At 72.0% G+C, this 23316-nt stretch carries 19 protein-coding genes and 1 pseudogene; 18 read left to right on the plus strand and 2 right to left on the minus strand.

The features are described from left to right. Positions 1-15 precede the first annotated feature (15 nt). The 12 genes and pseudogenes from murF (at position 16) to QQY24_RS22950 (ending at position 12545) form a co-directional block, all read left to right on the plus strand. Positions 16-1422: a UDP-N-acetylmuramoyl-tripeptide--D-alanyl-D-alanine ligase gene (murF, locus tag QQY24_RS22895; protein WP_301974583.1), complete on the plus strand. Its 1407-nt coding sequence runs from the start codon at positions 16-18 to the stop codon at positions 1420-1422. Beyond that, positions 1419-2492, plus strand: coding sequence for a phospho-N-acetylmuramoyl-pentapeptide-transferase (mraY, locus tag QQY24_RS22900; protein WP_301974584.1), 1074 nt, complete (start codon positions 1419-1421; stop codon positions 2490-2492). Before murF ends, mraY begins: the two co-directional genes overlap by 4 nt. Then, positions 2474-3913 carry a UDP-N-acetylmuramoyl-L-alanine--D-glutamate ligase gene (murD, locus tag QQY24_RS22905; protein WP_301974585.1) on the plus strand — a complete coding sequence of 480 codons (1440 nt, stop codon included), beginning with the start codon at positions 2474-2476 and terminating at the stop codon, positions 3911-3913. The genes mraY and murD overlap by 19 nt, the downstream gene beginning before the upstream one ends. A gap of 86 nt (positions 3914-3999) precedes the next feature. Next, a pseudogene (ftsW, locus tag QQY24_RS22910) lies at positions 4000-5360 on the plus strand (putative lipid II flippase FtsW). Positions 5361-5366: 6 nt separating this feature from the next. Then, positions 5367-6455 (plus strand): undecaprenyldiphospho-muramoylpentapeptide beta-N-acetylglucosaminyltransferase, encoded by a 1089-nt coding sequence (murG, locus tag QQY24_RS22915; RefSeq protein ID WP_301974586.1) that lies wholly within the window; start codon positions 5367-5369, stop codon positions 6453-6455. A gap of 26 nt (positions 6456-6481) precedes the next feature. Further along, the gene (locus tag QQY24_RS22920; RefSeq protein WP_301974587.1) at positions 6482-7276 is read left to right on the plus strand and encodes a cell division protein FtsQ/DivIB; all 795 of its coding nucleotides are present in this window, start codon (positions 6482-6484) and stop codon (positions 7274-7276) included. 279 nt (positions 7277-7555) lie between these two features. Beyond that, positions 7556-8761, plus strand: coding sequence for a cell division protein FtsZ (ftsZ, locus tag QQY24_RS22925; protein ID WP_301974588.1), 1206 nt, complete (start codon positions 7556-7558; stop codon positions 8759-8761). Next, a complete protein-coding gene (gene pgeF, locus QQY24_RS22930; protein ID WP_301974589.1) occupies positions 8758-9489 on the plus strand; it encodes a peptidoglycan editing factor PgeF in 732 nt (243 codons plus the stop codon). Before ftsZ ends, pgeF begins: the two co-directional genes overlap by 4 nt. A gap of 6 nt (positions 9490-9495) precedes the next feature. Beyond that, a complete protein-coding gene (locus tag QQY24_RS22935) occupies positions 9496-10215 on the plus strand; it encodes a YggS family pyridoxal phosphate-dependent enzyme (protein WP_301974590.1) in 720 nt (239 codons plus the stop codon). A gap of 128 nt (positions 10216-10343) precedes the next feature. Next, positions 10344-10985, plus strand: a complete 642-nt coding sequence (locus QQY24_RS22940) for a cell division protein SepF (RefSeq protein ID WP_301974591.1) — start codon at positions 10344-10346, stop codon at positions 10983-10985. 50 nt (positions 10986-11035) lie between these two features. Then, on the plus strand, positions 11036-11323 hold the full coding sequence (locus tag QQY24_RS22945) for a YggT family protein (protein WP_066992668.1): 288 nt from the start codon (positions 11036-11038) through the stop codon (positions 11321-11323). A 55-nt stretch (positions 11324-11378) separates the two neighbouring features. Further along, a complete protein-coding gene (locus QQY24_RS22950) occupies positions 11379-12545 on the plus strand; it encodes a DivIVA domain-containing protein (protein WP_301974592.1) in 1167 nt (388 codons plus the stop codon). A gap of 219 nt (positions 12546-12764) precedes the next feature. On the opposite strand, the gene ileS is transcribed toward QQY24_RS22950, so the two are convergent. Beyond that, positions 12765-15908, minus strand: a complete 3144-nt coding sequence (ileS, locus tag QQY24_RS22955) for an isoleucine--tRNA ligase (protein ID WP_301974593.1) — start codon at positions 15906-15908, stop codon at positions 12765-12767. 596 nt (positions 15909-16504) lie between these two features. Between ileS and QQY24_RS22960 the strand changes: the two genes are divergently transcribed. The 5 genes from QQY24_RS22960 (at position 16505) to QQY24_RS22980 (ending at position 21362) form a co-directional block, all read left to right on the plus strand. Further along, a complete protein-coding gene (locus tag QQY24_RS22960) occupies positions 16505-17539 on the plus strand; it encodes a TraR/DksA C4-type zinc finger protein (RefSeq protein WP_301974594.1) in 1035 nt (344 codons plus the stop codon). A 67-nt stretch (positions 17540-17606) separates the two neighbouring features. Further along, positions 17607-18176 (plus strand): signal peptidase II, encoded by a 570-nt coding sequence (gene lspA, locus QQY24_RS22965; RefSeq protein ID WP_301974595.1) that lies wholly within the window; start codon positions 17607-17609, stop codon positions 18174-18176. 86 nt (positions 18177-18262) lie between these two features. Next, a complete protein-coding gene (locus QQY24_RS22970; protein ID WP_301974596.1) occupies positions 18263-19207 on the plus strand; it encodes an RluA family pseudouridine synthase in 945 nt (314 codons plus the stop codon). 2 nt (positions 19208-19209) lie between these two features. Next, positions 19210-19671: a GNAT family N-acetyltransferase gene (locus tag QQY24_RS22975; RefSeq protein ID WP_301976332.1), complete on the plus strand. Its 462-nt coding sequence runs from the start codon at positions 19210-19212 to the stop codon at positions 19669-19671. A gap of 104 nt (positions 19672-19775) precedes the next feature. Further along, positions 19776-21362: a Na+/H+ antiporter gene (locus tag QQY24_RS22980; protein ID WP_301974597.1), complete on the plus strand. Its 1587-nt coding sequence runs from the start codon at positions 19776-19778 to the stop codon at positions 21360-21362. A gap of 167 nt (positions 21363-21529) precedes the next feature. On the opposite strand, the gene QQY24_RS22985 is transcribed toward QQY24_RS22980, so the two are convergent. Beyond that, entirely contained in the window at positions 21530-22636 is a 1107-nt protein-coding gene (locus QQY24_RS22985) for a mechanosensitive ion channel family protein (RefSeq protein ID WP_301974598.1), read from the minus strand. Between the two features lie 105 nt (positions 22637-22741). Between QQY24_RS22985 and QQY24_RS22990 the strand changes: the two genes are divergently transcribed. Beyond that, positions 22742-23311 carry a dienelactone hydrolase family protein gene (locus QQY24_RS22990; protein WP_301974599.1) on the plus strand — a complete coding sequence of 190 codons (570 nt, stop codon included), beginning with the start codon at positions 22742-22744 and terminating at the stop codon, positions 23309-23311. The last annotated feature ends 5 nt before the right edge of the window (positions 23312-23316 follow it).

Here is a 23316-nt window from a genome sequence, read left to right on the forward strand (position 1 = left end):
CCAGGGGATGAACTTGTGATCGCCCTCTCCCTCGCCGAGATCGCAGCAGTCGTCGGCGGGCAGACGCACGACATACCGGATCCGTCCGCGCAGGTCACGGGACCGGTCGTCCGGGACTCCCGGGAGGTGGTGCCCGGCAGCCTGTTCGCCGCCTTCGCCGGCGAGCGCGCCGACGGCCACGACTACGCCCGGGCGGTCGTGGAGGCCGGAGCGGTGGCCGTGCTGGCATCCCGGCCCGTCGGCGTGCCCGCGATCGTCGTGGAGGACGTCCAGGCCGCCCTCGGCGCCCTCGCCCGGCACGTCGTGGGCCTGCTCGGCGCCACCCTCGTCGCCCTGACCGGCTCCGCCGGCAAGACCAGCACCAAGGACCTCATCGCCCAGGTGCTGCGGCGCAAGGCGCCGACCGTGTTCACGCCCGGCTCGCTCAACAACGAGATCGGGCTGCCGCTGACCGCCCTGTCCGCCACCGCGGAAACCCGTTTCCTGGTCCTGGAGATGGGTGCCCGCGGCATCGGCCACATCCGCTACCTCACCGGCCTCACCCCGCCGCGGATCGGCCTGGTGCTCAACGTCGGGACCGCCCACATCGGCGAGTTCGGCGGCCGCGAGCAGATCGCCCGGGCCAAGGGCGAACTGGTCGAGGCCCTGCCCGGGGACGGGACCGCCGTCCTCAACGCCGACGACCCGCTGGTGCGCGCCATGGCCGCCCGTACCAAGGCGAAGGTGGTCCTTTTCGGAGAGTCGGCCGAAGCGGACGTACGGGCCGAGAACGTGCGACTCACGGACAGCGGACGGCCCTCCTTCAGGCTTCACACACCCTCCGGTGCGAGTGATGTGACCATGCGCCTGTACGGTGAGCACCACGTGTCGAACGCGCTCGCCGCGGCCGCCGTCGCCCATGAGCTGGGCATGTCCGCGGAAGAGATCGCCACCGCGCTCTCCGAGGCGGGCTCCCTCTCCCGCTGGCGCATGGAGGTCACCGAGCGCCCGGACGGCGTGACCATCGTCAACGACGCCTACAACGCCAATCCCGAGTCCATGCGGGCCGCCCTCAGGGCGCTCGCGGCCATGGGCAAGGGACGGCGCACGTGGGCGGTGCTCGGCAAGATGGCCGAGCTGGGGGACGAGTCGCTCGCCGAGCACGACGCCGTCGGACGGCTGGCCGTCCGGCTCAACGTCAGCAAGCTCGTCGCGGTCGGGGGGATTGAGGCCTCCTGGCTGCAACTGGGCGCATATAACGAGGGTTCGTGGGGTGAGGAGTCGGTGCACGTGTCCGACGCACAGGCGGCGGTCGACCTGTTGCGCAGCGAGTTGCGCCCGGGGGACGTCGTGCTGGTGAAGGCGTCCCGTTCGGTGGGGCTGGAGAGCGTCGCCCAGGCGCTCGTCGAGACGGGTGCCGAGGGTGAGGTCGCCGCCCGATGATGAAGCAGATCCTGTTCTCAGGAGTCATTGGCCTGTTCCTGACGCTGGTCGGCACCCCGTTGCTGATCAAGCTGCTGGCCCGCAAGGGCTACGGCCAGTACATCCGTGACGACGGCCCGCGCGAGCACGCCAGCAAGCGCGGTACGCCGACCATGGGCGGTATCGCCTTCATCCTGGCGACGATCGCCGCGTACTTCCTGAGCAAGCTCATCACCGGCTACGCCCCGACCTACTCCGGACTGCTGGTCCTGGGCCTGATGGCCGGCATGGGCCTGGTCGGCTTCCTGGACGACTACATCAAGATCGTCAAGCGGCGTTCGCTGGGTCTGCGGGCCAAGGCCAAGATGGCCGGCCAGCTGATCGTCGGCATCGGCTTCGCGGTGCTCTCCCTGCAGTTCGCCGACGGCCGCAACAACACCCCGGCCTCCACGAAGCTGTCGTTCATCACCGACTTCGGCTGGACCATCGGCCCGGTGCTGTTCGTCGTGTGGGCGCTGTTCATGATCCTCGCGATGTCGAACGGCGTGAACCTCACCGACGGCCTGGACGGCCTCGCCACCGGCGCCTCCGTCCTCGTCTTCGGCGCCTACACGTTCATCGGCGTCTGGCAGTTCCAGGAGTCCTGCGCCAACGCGACGACCCTGACCAACCCCAACGCCTGCTACGAGGTGCGCGACCCGCTCGACCTCGCCGTGGTCGCCTCCGCCCTGATGGGCGCCTGCCTCGGCTTCCTGTGGTGGAACACCTCGCCGGCGAAGATCTTCATGGGCGACACCGGCTCGCTCGCCCTCGGCGGCGTCCTCGCCGGCCTGGCCATCTGCTCCCGCACGGAGCTGCTGATGGCCATCCTGGGCGGCCTGTTCGTCCTCATCACCATGTCGGTCGTCATCCAGGTCGGCTCCTTCCGGCTCACCGGCAGGCGCGTGTTCCGGATGGCGCCGCTCCAGCACCACTTCGAACTCAAGGGCTGGTCCGAGGTCCTGGTGGTGGTCCGTTTCTGGATCATCCAGGGCATCTGCGTGATCGTCGGGCTGGGCCTCTTCTACGCGGGATGGGCAGCGGACAAGTGACCTCCTCGGTGTCTTCCGGGTTCCAGGGCGAGCGCGTCACCGTCGCCGGTCTCGGCGTCTCGGGCGTCCCGGCGGCCAAGGCGCTGCACGCGCGCGGCGCGGTCGTCACGGTCGTCAACGACGGCGACGACGCACGCGCGCGCGAGCAGGCCGCGGAGCTGGAGGCGCTCGGCATCACCGTGCGCCTCGGCGACGGGGCCTCCCTGCCGGAAGGCACCGGGCTGATCGTCACCGCGCCCGGCTGGCGGCCGGACAAGCCGCTGTTCCTGGCGGCGCGGGAGGCGGGCGTCCCCGTGTGGGGCGACGTGGAGCTGGCCTGGCGCCTCAGGGGACCCGGCGCGGCCCCCTGGCTGGCCGTCACGGGCACCAACGGCAAGACGACCACCGTGCAGATGCTCGCCTCGATCCTGAGGGCGGCGGGCCTGCGCACGGCCGCCGTCGGCAACATCGGCGTCTCCCTGCTGGACGCCGTCCTCGGCGAGGAGACCCACGACGTCCTCGCCGTGGAGCTGTCCAGCTACCAGCTGCACTGGGCGCCCTCCCTGCGGGCGCACTCCGCCGCGATCCTCAACCTCGCGCCCGACCACCTGGACTGGCACGGTTCCATGGAGGCCTACGCCGCCGACAAGGGCCGTGTCTACGAGGGCAACCGGGTCGCCTGCGTCTACAACGTGGCGGACAAGCTCACCGAGGAGCTGGTGCGTGAGGCAGACGTCGAAGAGGGCTGCCGCGCCGTCGGGTTCACCCTCGGCACCCCGGCGCCCTCCCAACTCGGCGTCGTGGATGGCATCCTGGTCGACCGGGCCTTCGTGGCGGACCGGCAGAAGAACGCGCAGGAGCTGGCCGAGGTCCGCGACGTCGACCCGCCGGCCCCGCACAACATCGCCAACGCCCTCGCCGCGGCGGCCCTGGCGCGCGCCTTCGGGGTGCCCGCCCACGCCGTGCGCGACGGCCTGAGGGCCTTCCGGCCGGACGCCCACCGGATCACGCACGTCGCCGACATCGACGGGGTGGCGTACGTGGACGACTCCAAGGCGACCAACACCCACGCCGCGGAAGCCTCTTTGGCGTCATATGAACCGATCGTATGGATTGCGGGTGGTCTGGCGAAGGGGGCGACCTTCGACGAGCTGGTCACCAGGTCCGCCCGGCGGCTTCGCGGTGCCGTCCTCATCGGCGCCGACCGCGCCCTGATCCGCGAGGCCCTGGCGCGACACGCGCCGGAAGTACCCGTGGTCGACCTCGGCCGGACCGACACTGGGGCGATGCTCCAGGCGGTGACGGAGGCGAAGCGGCTGGCTCGGCCCGGTGACACGGTGCTGCTGGCGCCGGCCTGCGCCTCCATGGACATGTTCACCAACTACAACCAGCGCGGTGACGCGTTCGCAGAGGCGGTCCGCGAACTCGGAGCGGGCGCCTGACGGCGGGTCCCGGCCGCTCGGGGTGCTTCGGGACCCTTGGAAGGACGGGGTGACTCGGATGTGGCTGAGGTCGGGAGGAGCCGGTGATGCCCGGTAGCCGGACAGGTCGTCCCCCCTCCAGCGGGCTGCCAGGAGGCCCCCGGCCCCACGGCCCCCGCGCGACAACCCCGTCCGGCGGCTCGTCACCCGGGCGCGCCGGGCCTGGGACCGCCCGCTGACCGCCTACTACCTGATCTGCGGCGGCAGTCTGCTGATCACCGTGCTGGGCCTGGTGATGGTCTACTCGGCCTCCCAGGTCACCGCGCTGCAGCTCTCGCTGCCCGGGTCGTACTTCTTCCGCAAACAGTTCCTCGCCGCCCTCATCGGCGGCACCCTGATGCTCGCCGCCTCGCGCATGCCGGTGAGGCTGCACCGGGCGCTGGCCTACCCGATCCTCGCCGGCGCGGTCTTCCTCATGGCCCTGGTCCAGGTGCCGGGGATAGGGATGTCGGTCAACGGCAACCAGAACTGGATCTCCCTGGGCGGCTCCTTCCAGATCCAGCCCAGCGAGTTCGGCAAGCTCGCCCTGGTGCTGTGGGGGGCGGACCTGATCGCCCGCAAGCAGGAGAGGAAGCTGCTGGCCCAGTGGAAGCACATGCTGGTGCCCCTGGTGCCGGTCACCTTCCTGCTGCTCGGGCTGATCATGCTCGGCGGTGACATGGGCACCGCGATCATCCTCACGGCGATCCTGTTCGGCCTGCTGTGGCTCGCCGGCGCCCCCACCCGGCTGTTCGTCGGCGTGCTGTCGGTCGCCGCCGCGATCGGTGTGGTCCTCATCAAGACCAGCCCCAACCGGATGGCCCGCCTCGCCTGCATCGGCGCCACCGAGCCCAAGTCCGGCGTCGCCGACTGCTGGCAGGCCGTGCACGGGATCTACGCCCTCGCCTCCGGCGGCCTCTTCGGGTCCGGGCTCGGCGCGAGTGTGGAAAAATGGGGACAACTCCCCGAAGCGCACACCGACTTCATCTTCGCCGTCACCGGTGAGGAACTGGGTCTGGCGGGGACTCTGTCGGTGCTCGCCCTGTTCGCGGCTCTAGGCTATGCGGGTATCCGCGTGGCCGGACGCACGGAGGACCCCTTCGTGAGGTACGCCGCGGGAGGCGTGACCACCTGGATCACCACCCAAGCGGTGATCAACATCGGTGCGGTGCTCGGCCTGCTGCCGATCGCCGGCGTCCCGCTCCCGCTGTTCTCCTACGGAGGGTCCGCCCTGCTGCCGACCATGTTCGCCATCGGGCTGCTGATCGCCTTCACGCGCGACGAGCCCGCTGCGCGGGCGGCGCTTGCGATGCGGCAACCCCGCTTTGGTAGAAAGCGGACGGGAGGCTCCGGTGCCGAGCGGGGGCCTCGGAGATGGAACACGATGCGACGGCGCGCCTCGGCGGCGCGCTCGTCCGGAGAGCGGTGAATTTCGGTGCATGTCGTACTCGCCGGCGGGGGAACCGCAGGCCACATCGAGCCCGCGCTCGCCCTCGCGGACGCCCTGCGCAGGCAGGACCCGACCGTGGGGATCACGGCCCTGGGCACGGAGCGGGGGCTGGAGACCCGGCTCGTTCCGGAGCGCGGCTACGAGCTGGCGTTGATCCCGGCCGTGCCGCTGCCGCGCAAACCCACCCCCGAGCTGATCACCGTCCCGGGCCGGCTGCGCGGCACCATCAAGGCCGTCGAGCAGATCATGGAGCGCACCAAGGCGGACGCCGTGGTCGGCTTCGGCGGTTACGTCGCCCTGCCCGGCTACCTGGCCGCCAAGCGGCTCGGCGTGCCCATCGTGATCCACGAGGCCAACGCCCGCCCCGGCCTCGCCAACAAGATCGGCTCCCGGTACGCCGCCCAGGTAGCCGTCTCCACGCCGGACAGCAAGCTCCGCAACGCGCGCTACATCGGCATCCCGCTGCGCCGCTCCATCGCCACGCTGGACCGCGCCGCCGTCCGTCCCGAGGCGCGCGCCCGCTTCGGCCTCGACCCGAACCTGCCCACGCTGCTCGTCTCCGGCGGCTCCCAGGGCGCCCGGCGCCTCAACGAGGTGACCCAGCAGGTCGCCCCGTGGCTGCAGCAGGCCGGCATCCAGATCCTGCACGCGGTGGGTCCGAAGAACGAACTGCCGCAGGTGCACCAGATGCCGGGCATGCCCCCCTACATCCCGGTAAGTTACCTGGACCGGATGGACCTCGCGTACGCGGCGGCCGACATGATGCTGTGCCGCGCGGGTGCGATGACCGTCGCCGAGCTCTCCGCCGTCGGGCTCCCGGCCGCCTACGTCCCGCTGCCCATCGGCAACGGCGAACAGCGGCTCAACGCCCAGCCGGTGGTCAAGGCCGGCGGCGGACTCCTCGTCGACGACGCGGAGCTCACGCCCGAGTGGGTGCAGCAGAACGTCCTGCCCGTGCTCGCCGATCCGCACCGGTTGTACGAGATGTCGCGCGCGGCGAGCGAGTTCGGCCGCCGTGACGCCGACGACCTGCTCGTCGGCATGGTGTACGAGGCGATCGCCTCGCGCCGTTAGGACCGTATGACGAAAGGGCAGTGAGCGTGGCCGGACCGACGACCGCCGAGCGCGGTGAACGCCAGCAGGAGTCGTCCGGCCCGCCGTCCGCCCGCGGACCGGGGAGGGCGCGCCTTCGCGCGGTCGTCGTCCTGGCCGTGGCCGTCGTGCTCCTGGCAGCCGGTACCGGCTGGGTGCTGTACGGCTCCGGATGGCTGCGCGTGGAACACGTCTCCGTCTCCGGAACGCGTGTGCTGACCCCCGCCGACGTCCGCGAGGCCGCCTCCGTGCCCGTCGGGGCGCCGTTGGTGTCCGTCGACACCGGTGCCGTCGAAGCGCGCCTGCGCCGCAGGCTGCCGCGCGTCGACACCGTTGACGTCGTCCGCTCCTGGCCGCACGGGATCGCCCTGGAGGTGACCGAGCGGACCCCGGTGCTCCTGATCCGCGAAGCCGGCAACTTCGTCGAGGTCGACGGGGAGGGGGTCCGTTTCGCCACGGTTTCGCGGGCGCCGAAGGCCGTTCCGGCACTGGAACTGACCGCGTCGCGCACGGGTCCGGCCGCCGCGAGCCTCAGGCGCTTCGGCACCGATCGGCTGAGGCGCGAGGCGGTCCGGGTCGCCGGCGACCTGCCGTCCGCCGTCGCGCGGGACACCCGCGGCGTCCGCGTCCGCTCCTACGACGACATCACGCTGGAGTTGGGCGGGGGGCGCACGGTGGCGTGGGGCAGCGGCGGGAGCGGCGGCGCCAAGGCGCGGGCCCTCACAGCTCTCATGAAAGCAGTTCCCGGCGCACGGCACTTCGATGTCAGCGTCCCCACCGCCCCTGCGGCATCGGGGAGTTGACGCACATTAGTGCAGGCCAGCACCCTGGTTGGGCACCGCCGCGCCTGATCACATAGGGTGAAAAGAAAAACGGGAGGTTCGGCGTGTTCGTTGAACGGGCGCCGCTTGTCGACTTAGTGTCCTGTTCAGAAGAGTCCAGGGAACAGACACACTGGTAACCCTAAACTTCAAGGTTAGGGTTCGGGTCGGCGCTACGGACCGTCCCATTCGGCATCCGTCGTCCCGACGCGGGGCACCGCTCGGCGGCGACAACGTAATTCGAGGCGAGAGGCCTTCGACGTGGCAGCACCGCAGAACTACCTCGCAGTCATCAAGGTCATCGGTGTCGGCGGCGGTGGTGTCAATGCCATCAACCGGATGATCGAGGTCGGTCTCAAGGGTGTCGAGTTCATCGCCATCAACACCGACGCACAGGCACTGTTGATGAGCGACGCCGACGTGAAGCTCGACGTCGGCCGTGAACTCACCCGCGGACTCGGCGCCGGAGCCAACCCGGCCGTCGGCCGCAAGGCCGCCGAGGACCACCGCGAGGAGATCGAGGAGGTCCTCAAGGGGGCCGACATGGTCTTCGTGACGGCCGGCGAAGGCGGCGGCACCGGCACCGGCGGCGCGCCCGTCGTGGCCAACATCGCGCGCTCGCTGGGCGCGCTCACCATCGGCGTGGTCACGCGCCCGTTCACCTTCGAGGGACGGCGCCGCGCCAACCAGGCCGAGGACGGCATCGCCGAACTCCGCGAAGAGGTCGACACCCTCATCGTCATTCCCAACGACCGGCTGCTGTCCATCTCGGACCGCCAGGTCTCGGTCCTGGACGCCTTCAAGTCCGCCGACCAGGTCCTGCTCTCCGGTGTCCAGGGCATCACCGACCTCATCACCACCCCCGGTCTGATCAACCTCGACTTCGCCGACGTGAAGTCGGTCATGTCCGAAGCCGGTTCGGCCCTCATGGGCATCGGATCGGCCCGCGGTGACGACCGTGCGGTGGCCGCGGCCGAGATGGCGATCTCCTCGCCGCTGCTGGAGGCGTCCATCGACGGCGCCCGGGGCGTGCTGCTCTCCATCTCCGGCGGCTCCGACCTCGGCCTGTTCGAGATCAACGAGGCGGCCCAGCTGGTCAGCGAGGCCGCCCACCCCGAGGCCAACATCATCTTCGGCGCGGTCATCGACGACGCGCTCGGCGACGAGGTCCGGGTCACCGTGATCGCGGCCGGCTTCGACGGCGGCCAGCCGCCGGCCCGCCGAGACGTCCTCGGCTCGGCCTCCGGCCCCTCCCCGGTCCCGCGCCGCGAGGAGCCCGCTCCGGTCCGGCAGCCGGAGAGCCGGCCGTCCTTCGGCTCGCTGGGCAGCGTGACCCCCAAGGAGGAGCCGGAGCCGGCGCCCGAGCCGGTCGCGGAGATCCCGGTCGCCCCGCCGATTCCGCCGGCGCCGCGCACCTACGCGGACAGCGCGGCCGAGGAACTGGACGTACCGGACTTCCTGAAGTGATAGGACGGCGCGAGAGCGTGAGCGGCGCGCACTTCGCCTTCACCGACCGGTGGGGCGGGGTGAGCGCCGCTCCGTATGAGGAGCTCAACCTCGGCGGAGCGGTCGGTGACGACCCGGAGGCCGTGCGCGTCAACCGTGAGCTCGCCGCCAAGTCACTGGGTCTCGAACCGGCGCGGGTGGTCTGGATGAACCAGGTGCACGGCAACGACGTGGCCGAGGTGGAGGACGGTCCGCGGACCACCCGGCTCACCCCGCGGGCCGACGGACTGGTGACCGCCGTGCGCGGCCTGGCCCTCGCCGTCCTCACCGCCGACTGCGTGCCGGTCCTGCTGGCCGACCCGGTCGCGGGCGTGGTCGCCGCGGCCCACGCGGGCCGTCCGGGCATGGTCAAGGGGATCGTGCCCGCTGCGATCGGCGCGATGGAGTCGCTCGGCGCCGAACCGGCCAGGATCGTCGCCCGCACCGGACCGGCGGTGTGCGGCCGGTGCTACGAGGTGCCGGAGGAGATGCGCGCGGAGGTGACCGCCGTCGAACCGGCGGCGCACGCCGTGACGAGTTGGGGTACGCCGGCGGTCGACGTGAGCGCGGGGGTGCACGCGCAGCTCGACCGGCTCGGCGTGCGCGACCGGACGCACTCGCCGGTGTGCACGCGGGAGTCGGACGATCACTTCTCGTACCGCCGCGACCGCACCACCGGGCGGCTCGCGGGCTATGTGTGGCTGGACTGATGGGGCATGACGGACCGTAAGACCGAAATCGCCTCGAACCTGGCGAAAGTGGAGCAGCGCATCACCGCCGCGTGCGCGGCGGCGGGACGCGGGCGGGAGGAGGTGACCCTGATCGTGGTCACCAAGACCCACCCGGCGGACGACGTCCGCGTCCTGTCGGGGCTCGGGGTGCGCCACGTCGCCGAGAACCGCGACCAGGACGCGGCCCCGAAGGCCGCGGCCTGCGCGGACCTGCCGCTGAAGTGGCACTTCGTGGGCCAGTTGCAGACCAACAAAGTCCGTTCCGTGCTCGGTTATGCGGATGTCGTGCAGTCCGTCGACCGGTCCCGGCTCGTCACGGCGCTGTCGAAGGAGGCGGTGCGGGCGGGGCGCGAGGTGGGCTGTCTCCTCCAGGTCGCGCTCGACGCCGACGAGAGCGGGCGGGGCGAGCGCGGCGGCGTGGCGCCGTCCGGGATCGAGGAGTTGGCCGACCTCGTCGCCGGGGCCCCGGGGCTGCGGCTCGACGGACTGATGACCGTCGCCCCGCTCACCGGGGAGTACGCGGGGCGCGAACGGGCGGCATTCGATCGGCTCATGGATTTGTCGACCGACCTGCGCCGGGCCCATCCGGCTGCAACCATGGTGTCGGCGGGGATGAGTGCGGATCTCGAACAGGCCGTGGCGGCCGGAGCGACACATGTGCGCGTCGGTACTGCGGTACTCGGAGTCCGACCCAGGCTCGGGTAACGTCGCCAAGAAGTCGGACCACAGCAGAAAATATGGTCAATGTCGCCGAAGACAGGCGCAAGGACCACGTGGATCGCGGGCACTTGGCAGTCGTCAGCCGATCCACCACAGAGCGGAGGACTCAGAGCATGGCCGGCGCGATGCGCAAGATGGCGGTCTACCTCGGCCTCGTGGAGGACGATGGGTACGACGGCCGTGGATTCGATCCCGATGACGACTTCGAGCCCGAGTTGGACCCGGAGCCCGAGCGGGACCACCGGCGGCACGAACCGTCCCACCAGCCGCATGGTGCACATCAGTCGCAAAGGGACGAACCGGTGCGAGTGGTGCAGCCTCCGGCGCCCCGCGATCCGGTTTCCCGCCCGGCTTCGCTACCCGCGGAATCGGGACGTCCGGCGCGTATCGCGCCCGTGGCGTCCATCACACAAGAACGTCAGTCCCTGGAGAAGAACGCACCGGTGATCATGCCCAAGGTCGTGTCCGAACGAGAGCCTTACCGGATCACCACGCTGCACCCGCGGACCTACAACGAAGCCCGTACCATCGGGGAACACTTCCGTGAAGGCACCCCGGTGATCATGAATCTGACCGAGATGGACGACACGGATGCGAAGCGACTTGTCGACTTTGCGGCCGGTTTGGTGTTTGGTCTTCACGGCAGCATCGAGCGGGTGACGCAGAAGGTGTTCCTGTTGTCTCCTGCTAACGTCGATGTCACGGCGGAGGACAAGGCCCGCATCGCAGAGGGCGGGTTCTTCAACCAGAGCTGAGACGTACGACCGGAGAGAAGCACGGGACAGGGGAGAGTGAAGCGCAGGCCATGAGCGTGTTCGCGCAGGTGATCTACATCGCGCTGATGGTGTTCCTCGTCGTGCTCATCTTCCGGCTCGTCATGGACTACGTCTTCCAGTTCGCCCGCTCGTGGCAACCCGGCAAGGCGATGGTGGTCGTCCTGGAGGCCACCTACACTGTCACCGATCCACCGCTGAAGCTTTTGCGGCGGTTCATCCCGCCGCTGCGTCTCGGGGGCGTGGCGCTCGACCTGTCCTTCTTCGTACTGATGATCATTGTCTACATCCTCATCTCCGTGGCACGGAGCTTCCTGTGAGGAGAGTGGACGATACGGTCTTGCCGACTGCCGATGACTACGTTGAGGTGAAGAGATGCCGTTGACCCCCGAGGACGTGCGGAACAAGCAGTTCACGACCGTCCGCCTCCGAGAAGGCTATGACGAGGACGAGGTCGATGCCTTCCTCGACGAGGTCGAAGCCGAACTGACCCGACTGCTGCGCGAGAACGAGGACCTGCGCGCCAAGCTGGCCGCGGCCACGCGCGCGGCCGCGCAGAACCAGCAGAACATGCGCAAGCCGCCGGAGCAGGACCAGCAGCAGCATCCGCAGCAGCAGCATCCGCAGCACCCGCAGCAGCAGCACCCCCAGCAGCAGGGCATGCGAGGTCCCGGCGCGCCGGTGCCCGCCGGGATATCGGGCCCGCCGCAGCAGCAGATGGGCGGCCCCATGGGTGGTCCGCCCCAGCTGCCGAGCGGTGCCCCGCAGCTGCCCGCCGGCCCCGGCGGTCAGGGCGGTCCGCAGGGTCCCGGCCCGATGGGCCAGGGTCCGATGGGTCAGGGCCCCATGGGTCAGGGCCCCATGGGCGGCCAGCCGCCCATGCAGCAGCAGATGGGCATGGGCGGCCCCATGGGTGGACCCGGCATGCCCGGTCAGGGACCCGGCGGCGACAGCGCGGCCCGTGTCCTCTCGCTGGCCCAGCAGACCGCCGACCAGGCGATCGCCGAGGCCCGCTCCGAGGCCAACAAGATCGTCGGTGAGGCCCGCAGCCGCGCCGAGGGCCTGGAGCGCGACGCCCGTGCCAAGGCCGACGCGCTGGAGCGGGACGCGCAGGAGAAGCACCGCGTGGCCATGGGCTCCCTGGAGTCCGCGCGCGCCACGTTGGAGCGCAAGGTCGAGGACCTGCGCGGCTTCGAGCGCGAGTACCGCACGCGCCTGAAGTCGTACCTGGAGTCGCAGCTGCGCCAGCTGGAGACCCAGGCCGACGACTCCCTGGCCCCGCCGCGCACCCCGGCCGCCGCGTCCCTGCCGCCGTCCCCGGCGCCTTCCATGGCCCCGGCGGGCGCCGGTGCCCCGTCCTACGGCGGCAACCAGACGATGGGCGGCAACCCGGGTCCCTCCGGCCCGTCCTACGGCAGCCAGCAGCAGATGACCCCGGCGATGACCCAGCCCATGGCTCCGGTCCGGCCGCAGGGTCCGTCCCCGATGGGCCAGGCCCCCTCGCCGATGCGCGGGTTCCTGATCGACGAGGACGACAACTGACGGGCGGCGACCACCAGTACGACAGGGACGTCGGCAGCGTTCACAGGGCGGGGCCCCGGACTTCGGTCCGGGGCCCCGCCCTTTTCACGCGTGCCGAGAGCGGTGCCGGGGAGGCGCAGGCGTACCGCCCGGGCCGCGCGCGGCACCACCGGTCCGGCACCGGTGACAGCGGGGCCCGGCCCCCGCACGGGGACCGGGCCCCGTCCGCCCGCCGGGTGCTTACGCCCTGCGCAGCCGGAAGGTGAGGGAGAGGCCCTCGTCGGTGAACGGCTCGCCGTAGGTGCCGTCCGCCTCGCCCCGGTCGAAGTCGGTCGACAGGACCTCCTCCGCGATCAGGCCGGTGTGCTCGGTCAGCGCCGCGGTCACCGCCGGGTCCGTGGAGGTCCAGCGCAGCGCGATCCGGTCGGCCACGTCGAGGCCGCTGTTCTTGCGGGCCTCCTGGATCAGGCGGATGGCGTCGCGGGCCAGACCGGCCTGCCGCAGCTCCTCCGTGATCTCCAGGTCCAGGGCGACCGTGGCGCCGGAGTCGGAGGCCACCGACCAGCCCTCGCGCGGAGTCTCGGTGATGATCACCTCGTCCGGGGCGAGGGTGACCGTCTCCCCGTCGACCTCCACCGACGCCGTGCCCCCGCGCAGGGCGAGGGAGAGCGCGGCGGCGTCGGCGTTCGCGATCGCCTTCGCCACGTCCTGCACCCGCTTGCCGAACCGCTTGCCCAGCGCCCGGAAGTTGGCCTTGGCCGTCGTGTCGACCAGCGAACCGCCCGCCTCGGACAGCGACGCCAGGGAGGAGACGTTCAGCTCCTCCGTGATCTGGCTGTGCAGCTCGGGGTCCAGCGCCTCGAAGCCGGCCGCCGCGACCAGTGCCCGGGACAGCGGCTGGCGCGTCTTGACGCCCGACTCCGCGCGCGTGGCCCGGCCCAGCTCCACCAGCCTCCGGACCAGCACCATCTGCCGGGACAGCTCCGGGTCGACCGCCGAGAGGTCCGCCTCGGGCCAGGGGGCCAGGTGGACGGACTCCGGCGCGCCGGGGGAGACCGGCACGACCAGGTCCTGCCACACCCGCTCGGTGAGGAACGGGGTGATCGGCGCCATCAGCTTCGTGACCGTCTCCAGCACCTCGTGCAGCGTGCGCAGCGCGGCCTTGTCGCCCTGCCAGAAGCGGCGGCGCGAGCGGCGGACGTACCAGTTGGAGAGGTCGTCGACGAACGCGGACAGCAGCTTGCCGGCCCGCTGGGTGTCGTAGGCGTCCAGCGCCTGCGTCACCTGGTCGGTGAGCGCGTGCAGCTCCGACAGCAGCCAGCGGTCCAGCAGCGGGCGCGCGGCCGGGGCCGGGTCCGCCGCGCCGGGCGCCCAGCCGGACGTGCGGGCGTACAGCGCCTGGAAGGCGACCGTGTTCCAGTACGTCAGCAGGGTCTTGCGGACGACCTCCTGGATGGTGCCGTGACCGACCCGGCGGGCCGCCCAGGGCGAACCGCCGGCCGCCATGAACCAGCGCACCGCGTCCGCGCCGTGCTGGTCCATCAGCGGGATCGGCTGCAGGATGTTGCCCAGGTGCTTGGACATCTTGCGGCCGTCCTCGGCGAGGATGTGGCCCAGGCAGACGACGTTCTCGTACGACGACCGGTCGAAGACGAGCGTGCCGACGGCCATGAGGGTGTAGAACCAGCCGCGGGTCTGGTCGATCGCCTCGGAGATGAACTGCGCCGGGTACCGGCTCTCGAACAGTTCCTTGTTCTTGTACGGGTAGCCCCACTGCGCGAACGGCATCGAACCCGAGTCGTACCAGGCGTCGATGACCTCCGGCACGCGCGTGGCCCGCCGGCCGCACCCCTCCTGCGGGCAGGCGAAGGTCACGTCGTCGATGTACGGGCGGTGCGGGTCGAGGCCCGACTGGTCGGTGCCGCTCAGCTCGGTCAGCTCCGCGCGGGAGCCGGCACAGGTGAGGTGGCCCTCCTCGCAGCGCCAGATCGGCAGCGGGGTGCCCCAGTAGCGGTTGCGGGACAGCGCCCAGTCGATGTTGTTGTTCAGCCAGTCGCCGAAGCGGCCGTGCTTGACCGTCTCCGGGAACCAGTTGGTCTTCTCGTTCTCCTGGATCAGCCGGTCCTTGACGGCCGTCGTGCGGATGTACCAGGAGGGCTGCGCGTAGTAGAGCAGCGCGGTGTGGCAGCGCCAGCAGTGCGGGTAGCTGTGCTCGTACGGCAGGTGCCGGAAGAGCAGGCCGCGCTCGTGCAGGTCCTCGGTGAGCTTTTCGTCGGCCTTCTTGAAGAAGACGCCGCCGACCAGCGGGACGTCCTCCTCGAAGGTGCCGTCCGGGCGGACCGGGTTGACCACGGGCAGGCCGTAGGAGCGGCAGACCCTGAGGTCGTCCTCGCCGAAGGCGGGGGACTGGTGGACCAGGCCCGTACCGTCCTCGGTGGTGACGTACTCGGCGTTCACCACGTAGTGCGCCGGCTCCGTGAACTCCACCAGTTCGAACGGGCGCCGGTACGCCCAGCGCTCCATCTCGGCACCGGTGAAGGTGCGGCCGGTCCTCTCCCAGCCCTCGCCGAGCGCCTTGTCCACGAGCGGCTCGGCGACGACGAGCTCCTCCTCGCCGTCGGTGGCGACGACGTAGGTGACCTCGGGGTGGACGGCGACCGCCGTGTTGGAGACCAGGGTCCAGGGGGTCGTCGTCCACACCAGCAGTGCGGCCCGGCCGGCGAGCGGGCCGGAGGTGAGGGGGAAGCGGACGTAGACGGAGGGGTCGACGACCGTCTCGTAGCCCTGCGCCAGCTCGTGGTCGGACAGGCCGGTGCCGCAGCGCGGGCACCAGGGGGCGACGCGGTGGTCCTGGACCAGCAGGCCCTTGTCGAAGATCACCTTCAGCGACCACCAGACCGACTCGACGTACTCGGGGTCCATGGTGCGGTAGGCGTCGTCCAGGTCGACCCAGTAGCCCATGCGGGTCGTCAGCTCGGCGAAGGCGTCCGTGTGCCGGGTCACCGACTCGCGGCACCGGGCGTTGAACTCGGCGATGCCGTACGCCTCGATGTCCTGCTTGCCGGAGAAGCCCAGCTCCTTCTCGACCGCCAGCTCCACCGGCAGTCCGTGGCAGTCCCAGCCGGCCTTGCGGCCCACGTGGTAGCCGCGCATGGTGCGGAAGCGGGGGAAGACGTCCTTGAAGACGCGCGCCTCGATGTGGTGGGCGCCGGGCATGCCGTTCGCGGTGGGCGGCCCCTCGTAGAACACCCATTCGGGGCGGCCCGCGGACTGCTCCAGGCTCTTGGCGAAGATCTTCTGCTCGCGCCAGAAGTCGAGTACGGCGTGCTCAAGCGCGGGCAGGTCGACCTGGGCGGGTACCGGGCGGTACGTCGGCGCTGTCATCTGCGGGCATCCTCCAACGGACGTGCTGACTTCCGTCGGAGGGACGAGAGCTTTCCTCTGTACGCCGTGTGCGGCGCGCTCCCGCGGTACCACCCTCCTTGGCCCCCCGGCGCGCCGTGCCCGCCGGTGAGCCCGCTCATTGGGCTCGCGATGCCGGTTCTACTCGCCGCCAGGTGTGCTGCGGCTTTCTTCCGGCGGCTCCGGGGTGATCTTCACGTCGCGCTCGCCCCCGGGCTCACACCGTCCCCGGGTCGCTCTGGGCCGCCTACGCCGCTACTCGTCCCCATCCACGCTTCTCGCTGCGCCCAGTGTACGGCGCCGCGCGGGCAGCGGCCGACCGGTTTCGGGGGCGGTGGGCGGCGGTCGGCCGGCGGAGGGCGCTTGACCCGATCGGCGAGGGTGCGGACGTCCGGATCCGCGGCCGCCGGCGCGGCGATTACCCGGCGGGGAGCTGGGCACAACGCATGCAGACCTGCCGCGCGGGCGCGCGGGGCGGGCGAATCGGGCGGCGTGCCCCGTTGCCGCGGGACTCATGTCGATTTATCGTCCCAGCACGATGCGGGTGCAAGATCACAACATGTGAAGGGGTCGCGGCCATGGTGGCGAAGAAGACCGCCCTGCAGCAGCCGGCGACCGGCCGGTCCAGGGGCGTGGCCGCCCCGGGCGGCGCGGCCTGCGCCGGTGAGGCGGAGGAAACCGGCGGCGGGGACACCACGTGTGCGGACGCGCCTCCGGCCGGCCGGGCCGGGCCGGTGCGGCCGGCCCGGGCACCGGCTCCGGAGGCGGTGCAGGAGTCCCCGGGCGCGGACCCGGCCGCCGCCGCGGGGAAGGCGGGGGCGCGGGAGCGCGGACGGGGCGGGGGTACTTCGCCGCGGACCGGGAAGACGGAGCCGTCCGGGAGCGCCGCGGGGGCGGTGGCGGCCGGGAGGGCCGTGGGCGGGGGCGCGGTGGCCGACGCGGACCGGGCGGTGGCCGGGAAGGCGGCCGGCGGGAAGGCGTCCGCCGCCGGCGGGGGCACCGCCGGGAGCACTGGTGGGGAGGCGGCCGTCGGAGGGGAAGGCGCCCGCGGAGGCGTCGCCACGGGAGCGGACGGGAAGAGCACGGCCAAGAAGGCGGGCGCGGCGCGGGCCGCGAAGCAGACGGGAGCCACGACAGTGGTTGCGAAGAAGACTCCTGGCACGGTCACGGCGGAGCAGAGCCCCGTTCCGAAGGCGCGGGGCGCCGCGGTGGAGCCCGGCGAGCTGGCGGTGCGCCCCGGCGAGGATCCCTGGACCCCGCAAGAGGCCGAGGAGGCCCGCGCGGAGCTGACGTCCGAGGCGGAGCGGCTGAGGAACGAGATCAGCTCCTCCGAGGCGTCGCTCGTGGGCCTGATGCGGGACTCCGGGGACGGCGCGGGCGACGACGACGCGGACACCGGCACCAAGAACATCACGCGCGAGCACGAGATGGCGCTGGCCGCCAACGCGCGCGAGATGCTCGTCCAGACCGAACGGGCCCTGGAGCGGCTGGACGCGGGCACCTACGGCCTGTGTGAGAACTGCGGCGACCCCATCGGCAAGGCCCGCATGCAGGCGTTCCCGCGCGCCACCCTGTGCGTGGAGTGCAAGCAGAAGCAGGAACGCCGCTCCTGAGGCCCGGGGGGTGCCGGAGCGTGCCGTAGTCTCGTCCTCGGTCAGGAACCTAGGTCGAGGGACTCACGTGGCAGAGGCGGAGCGCATCATCGGTACGCCGGACACTCCGGACGACGGCGACGAGCGGCAGGCGCCGGCGCGGCGCACCGGGCGCGGGCGCCGGGTCGCCGTGCTGTTCGCGGTGGCCGCGTTCGCCTACGCCCTGGACCTGGTGAGCAAGATGCTCGTGGTCGCGCGGCTGGAGCACCACGCGCCGGTCCGGGTGTTCGGCGACTGGCTGGAGCTGAACGCCCTGCGCAACCCGGGCGCGGCCTTCGGCTTCGGCGCGGCCTTCACCGTCATCTTCACGCTGATCGCGGCCGCGGTCATCGTGGTGATCGTCCGCCTGGCGCGCAAGCTCCACAGCATGCCCTGGGCGATCGCGCTGGGCCTGCTGCTCGGCGGCGCGCTGGGCAACCTCACCGACCGGATCTTCCGGGCGCCCGGGATATTCGAGGGCGAGGTCGTGGACTTCATCGCGCCCAAGGGCTTCGCGGTGTTCAACCTGGCCGACTCGGCGATCGTGTGCGGCGGCATCCTGATCGTGCTGCTGTCCTTCCGCGGCCTGGACCCGGACGGCACCGTCCACAAGGACTGACGGACCCGGCGGACCCGGCGGGGCGGCCGGGGCGGCCGTCCACGGGCTCGTTCGGCACCGTCGTCGCCGTCCGGCATACTCGACGGGTGAGCACGATTCCCGAGATCCGCACCCTGCCCGTGCCCGACGGCCTGGAGGGCGAGCGCGTCGACGCCGCCATCTCCCGCATGTTCGGCTTCTCCCGCACGAAGGCGGCGGAGCTGGCCGCGGCCGGCAAGGTGCAGGTCGACGGCGCGGTGGTCGGCAAGTCCGAACGGGTGAGCGGCGGCGCCTGGCTCGAGGTGGAGATGCCGCAGGCGCCCGCGCCGGTGCAGGTGGTCGCCGAGCCGGTCGAGGGCATGGAGATCGTGCACGACGACGACGACGTGGTCGTGATCGTCAAGCCGGTCGGCGTCGCCGCGCACCCCAGCCCCGGCTGGACCGGCCCTACCGTCATCGGCGGTCTCGCCGCCGCCGGGTACCGGATCTCGACCTCCGGCGCCGCCGAGCGCCAGGGCATCGTGCACCGCCTCGACGTGGGCACCTCCGGCCTGATGGTGGTCGCCAAGTCGGAGTACGCGTACACGTCGCTCAAGCGCCAGTTCAAGGAGCGCACGGTCGACAAGCGGTACCACACCCTCGTCCAGGGCCACCCGGACCCGACGAGCGGCACGATCGACGCGCCGATCGGCCGTCACCCGAACCACGACTACAAGTGGGCGGTCACGGCCGAGGGCAAGCCCTCGGTGACCCACTACGACCTCCTGGAGGCCTTCCGCGCCGCCTCCCTGCTGGACGTGAAGCTGGAGACCGGCCGCACCCACCAGATCCGGGTCCACATGGCCGCGCACCGCCACCCCTGCGTCGGCGACCTGACCTACGGCGCCGACCCGACCCTCGCCAAGCGGCTGGGCCTGACCCGCCAGTGGCTGCACGCCGTCCGGCTCGGCTTCGAGCACCCGGGCGACGGGCAGTGGGCGGAGTTCTCCAGCGACTACCCCGAGGACCTGCAGCGGGCCCTGGACCAGGTCCGCGAGGAGACGTACGCGTGAGCATGCGGTACACCGTCCGGACCGCCGAGGACCCCGCCGACCGCGAGGCCTGCTTCGCGGTCCGCAAGGAGGTCTTCGTCGGCGAGCAGGGCGTGCCCGAGGACATCGAGTACGACGCCCACGACGCCGTGGCCGTGCACGTGCTGGCGCTCCGCGAGGACGGCGTGCCGCTCGGCACCGGGCGCCTGCTGTACGGGGAGGCGGCCGCCGCGAAGACCGGCGGGGACGCCTCGGTGGGTTCCCTGGGGCGGCTCGCCGTCGCCCGCGAGGCCCGCGGCCTCGGCATCGGCGCGGCCCTGGTGCGGGCCGTCGAGGACGCGGCCCGCGCGCGCGGTCTGACCGCGGTGGACCTGCACGCCCAGACGCACGCCCTCGGCTTCTACGAGCGGATCGGGTACGAGGCGTACGGCCCGGAGTTCCCGGACGCCGGGATCCCGCACCGGGCGATGCGGCGCGCCCTGTAGGCGCACCCCGCCGCCCGGTGCGGGAGGGACGAAGGGGCCGGTCGGCCGGGGACCGTGGCAGGCTGGAGACCTGCACGTGATCATCGACTCCCGGAGCGCTCGCCGTGGATCAGCTGGCCCTGTTGTTCGTGTTGCTGCTCGGGGCCCTGGTGAGCGTCCCGGTGGGGAACCGGTTCGGGGTGCCCTCGCCCGTGCTGATGACGCTGTTCGGCGGCGTGCTGGCGGTGGCCGACTTCGTGCCCAACGTCGACATCCCGCCGGACCTGATCCTCCCCGCGCTGCTGCCGCCGCTGCTCTACGCCGCCGTGCGCCGCACCTCCTGGCGCCAGTTCACGGCCAACAGGCGCCCGATCTTCCTGCTGGCCGTCGCCCTGGTGCTGGTGACGATGGTGTGCGTGGCGGTCGTCGCCCACGCCGTGGTGCCCGGGCTGCCGATCGCCGCCGCACTGGCGCTGGGCGCGCTGATCGCCCCGCCCGACCCGGTCGCCGCGACCGCCGTCGCCGGACAGCTGGGGCTGCCGCGCCGGCTCGTGTCCATCCTGGAGGGCGAGGGCCTCTTCAACGACGTCACGGCCATCGTGCTGTACCACGTCGCGATCGCCGCGGTCGTCAGCGGGACGTTCTCGCCGTGGCGGGCCGGTCTCGAACTGGTGCTCTCGGCCGTCGTCGCGCTCGTCGTCGGCCTGGCGCTCGGCTGGGGCGCGAACAAGCTGATGGACCTGCTGGAGGACCCCACCCTGCAGATCGGGATGACCCTGCTGGTGCCGTACGCCTCCTACGTCCTCGCGGAGGAACTGCACGGCTCGGGGGTCCTGGCGGTGCTCACCACCGCCCTCTTCCTCGCCGAGTACGCCACCGACGCCGACAACGTGATGACCCGGCTGGCCGGGCACGCCTTCTGGGACATCATCGACACGCTCGTCACCGGCGTCGCCTTCGGGCTGATCGGCCTGGAGCTGCACAACGCGATCCGCACGGCCTCGGGACGCTGGGGGGAGATGCTCGGCTGGGCCGTCGCGGTGGTGGGCGTGGTGGTGGTCGTACGGCTGCTGTGGCTGCTGCCCGCGACCTGGCTGACCAAGCGGCTGCACGCCCGGCGGGACAGCGAGGAGGACATCCCGGTGAGCTGGCGGGAGACCGTCGTCATGTGGTGGTCCGGGATGCGCGGGGTGGCCTCGGTGGCGCTGGCGCTGGCGATCCCGCTCAGGACCGACGACGGTTCCCCGTTCCCGGACCGGGACGAGATCGTGTTCATCGCGTTCGGGGTGATCATCGCCACGCTGGTGCTGCAGGGGCTCACCCTGCCGTGGCTGGTGCGGTGGCTCGGGGTGCGGGCCGACTCCGAGCGGGAGAAGGAGTTCGAGAAGGAGCTGGCGGTGCGGGCGTCGAAGGCCGCGAAGCGGAGGCTGCGGGAGATCGAGCAGGTGGAGGAGTTGCCGGAGGACCTGTCCGAGCAGATGCTGCGGCGGGCCTTCGACATCGGGATCCGGATCAATCCGGAGATGGGGGAGGAGGAGCGGCGGGAGGCGCACCAGCAGCGGGTGCGGAGGCTGAAGCGGGTACGGCGGATCCAGCAGGAGATGCTGAGCGCGGCGCGGCACGAGGTGCTGGCGGCGCGCAGCGAGCCCGGGGCGGACCCGGAGGTCGTGGACCGGGTGCTCAGGCATCTGGACGTGCGCAGCCTGCGCTGAGCGTGCGCGCTCTGCCGCCCGCGCACCGCCCGTCGGCCGCGGGACGGGACCGGCGCGCGGGGGCGGGGGCGACGCGCGGGGCGGAGGGGGAAGGGGGCGCCGGCCCGGGCCCGCGCGCGGAGCGCAGGGGGCGCGGGCCCGCCTCCCCCTGCGCACGGGGCGGCGCCTCAGCCCCTGCCGGTGCGGGGGAACTCGTAGGCCTTGCGGAGGGTCGCCCGGTCGGGGGACGGGATGCGGTTCGGCGCGAGGGGCGCGTCGGAGGTGTTGACGCGGGGGAGCGCGTAGGGGTGCTCCGAGGCCAGCCAGGCGATCATCTGCTCGCGCACCGTCACCCGTACCGTCCAGATGTCGTCCGAGTCCTTGGCGGTCACCAGCGCCCGCACCTCGATGGTGTTCTGCGTCGTGTCCGTCACCTGCAGCCCGTAGGCGCGCCCGTCCCAGGCCGGGCAGTGGCGCAGGATGTCGCGCAGCTTCTCCCGCATCGCCTCGACCGGCGCGCTGTGGTCGAGGTACCAGTAGACGACACCGGTCATCTGCGGGGTGCGCCGCGACCAGTTCTCGAAGGGCTTGGAGGTGAAGTACGACACCGGCATGGTGATCCGGCGCTCGTCCCAGGTCCGCACGGTCAGGAAGGTCAGGGTGATCTCCTCGACCGTGCCCCACTCGCCCTCCACCACCACGGTGTCGCCGATGCGCACCATGTCGCCGAAGGCGATCTGCAGCCCCGCGAACAGGTTCGACAGGGTCGACTGGGCGGCCACACCGGCGACGATGCCGAGGATGCCGGCGGAGGCCAGCAGCGAGGCGCCGGCCGCGCGCATCGCCGGGAACGTCAGCAGCATCGAGGCGGCGGCCACGACGATGACGACCGCCGAGACCACCCGCATGATCAGCTCCACCTGCGTGCGCACCCGGCGCACCCGGGCCGCGTCCCGGTGGACGCGCGCGTACCGGCTGTACGACGTCTCGACCACCGCCGCGGCGATCCGGATGGCCAGCCAGGCGGCGGACCCGATCAGCACCAGGGTCAGCGCACGGCCGACGGCGGCCTGGTGGCGCTGCAGGAGCTGCGCCTGGTCGTACGACCCTCTGAGCATGGCCGCGCACAGCACCAGCTGGTAGGGGACGCGCGCGCGGCGCAGCAGCCCCCACAGCGGGGTGCCGTGGTTGCGGTCGTCGGCCTTGCACAGCAGCCGGTCGGTGGCCCAGCCGACGGCCAGGGTCAGCGCGACCGAGCTGCCGATCACGATCAGGGGGCGGAGCAAGTTCTCCATGCCTCCGCTCCTAACCGGCGTCGGCACGCATGAACATGTGAGTTCGGCTACCCAACGGGGTACGGCGGCCCCGGAGCGGTCCCGGCCGGCTGGCACCATGGCCCCATGGACATCATGCTCTTTCACTCGGCCTACGGGCTCAGGCCCGCGGTGCGCGAGGCCGCCGGCCGGCTGCGCGCGGCGGGCCACGAGGTGCGGACGCCAGACCTCTTCGGGGGGCGCACCTTCGACACGGTCGAGGAGGGCGTGGAGTGCTCGGACGCCCTCGGCAAGGACGAGTTGCTGAAGCGGGCGGTGCTGGCCGCCGCGCCGTACTCGGAACGGGGGCTGGTGTACGCCGGGTTCTCGCTCGGCGCCTCCGTCGCGCAGACCCTGGCGCTCGGTGACGTGCGGGCGCGCGGCCTGCTCCTGCTGCACGGCACCTCGGACCTCGCCCCCGACGCCCGCGTGGACGGCCTGCCGGTGCAGCTGCACGTGGCCGAGCCGGACCCGTTCGAGACGGACGACTGGCTCAGCGCCTGGTACCTGCAGATGGGCCGGGCCGGCGCGGACGTCGAGGTGTACCGGTACGCCGGGGCCGGCCACCTCTACACCGACCCCGGCCTGCCGGACTACGACGAGGAGGCCGCCGAGGCCACCTGGCGGGTGGCGCTCGGCTTCCTCGAAGGCCTGTAGCGCGC

It is taken from the genome of Streptomyces sp. TG1A-8, assembly GCF_030499535.1.
Classification (GTDB): Bacteria; Actinomycetota; Actinomycetes; order Streptomycetales; family Streptomycetaceae; genus Streptomyces.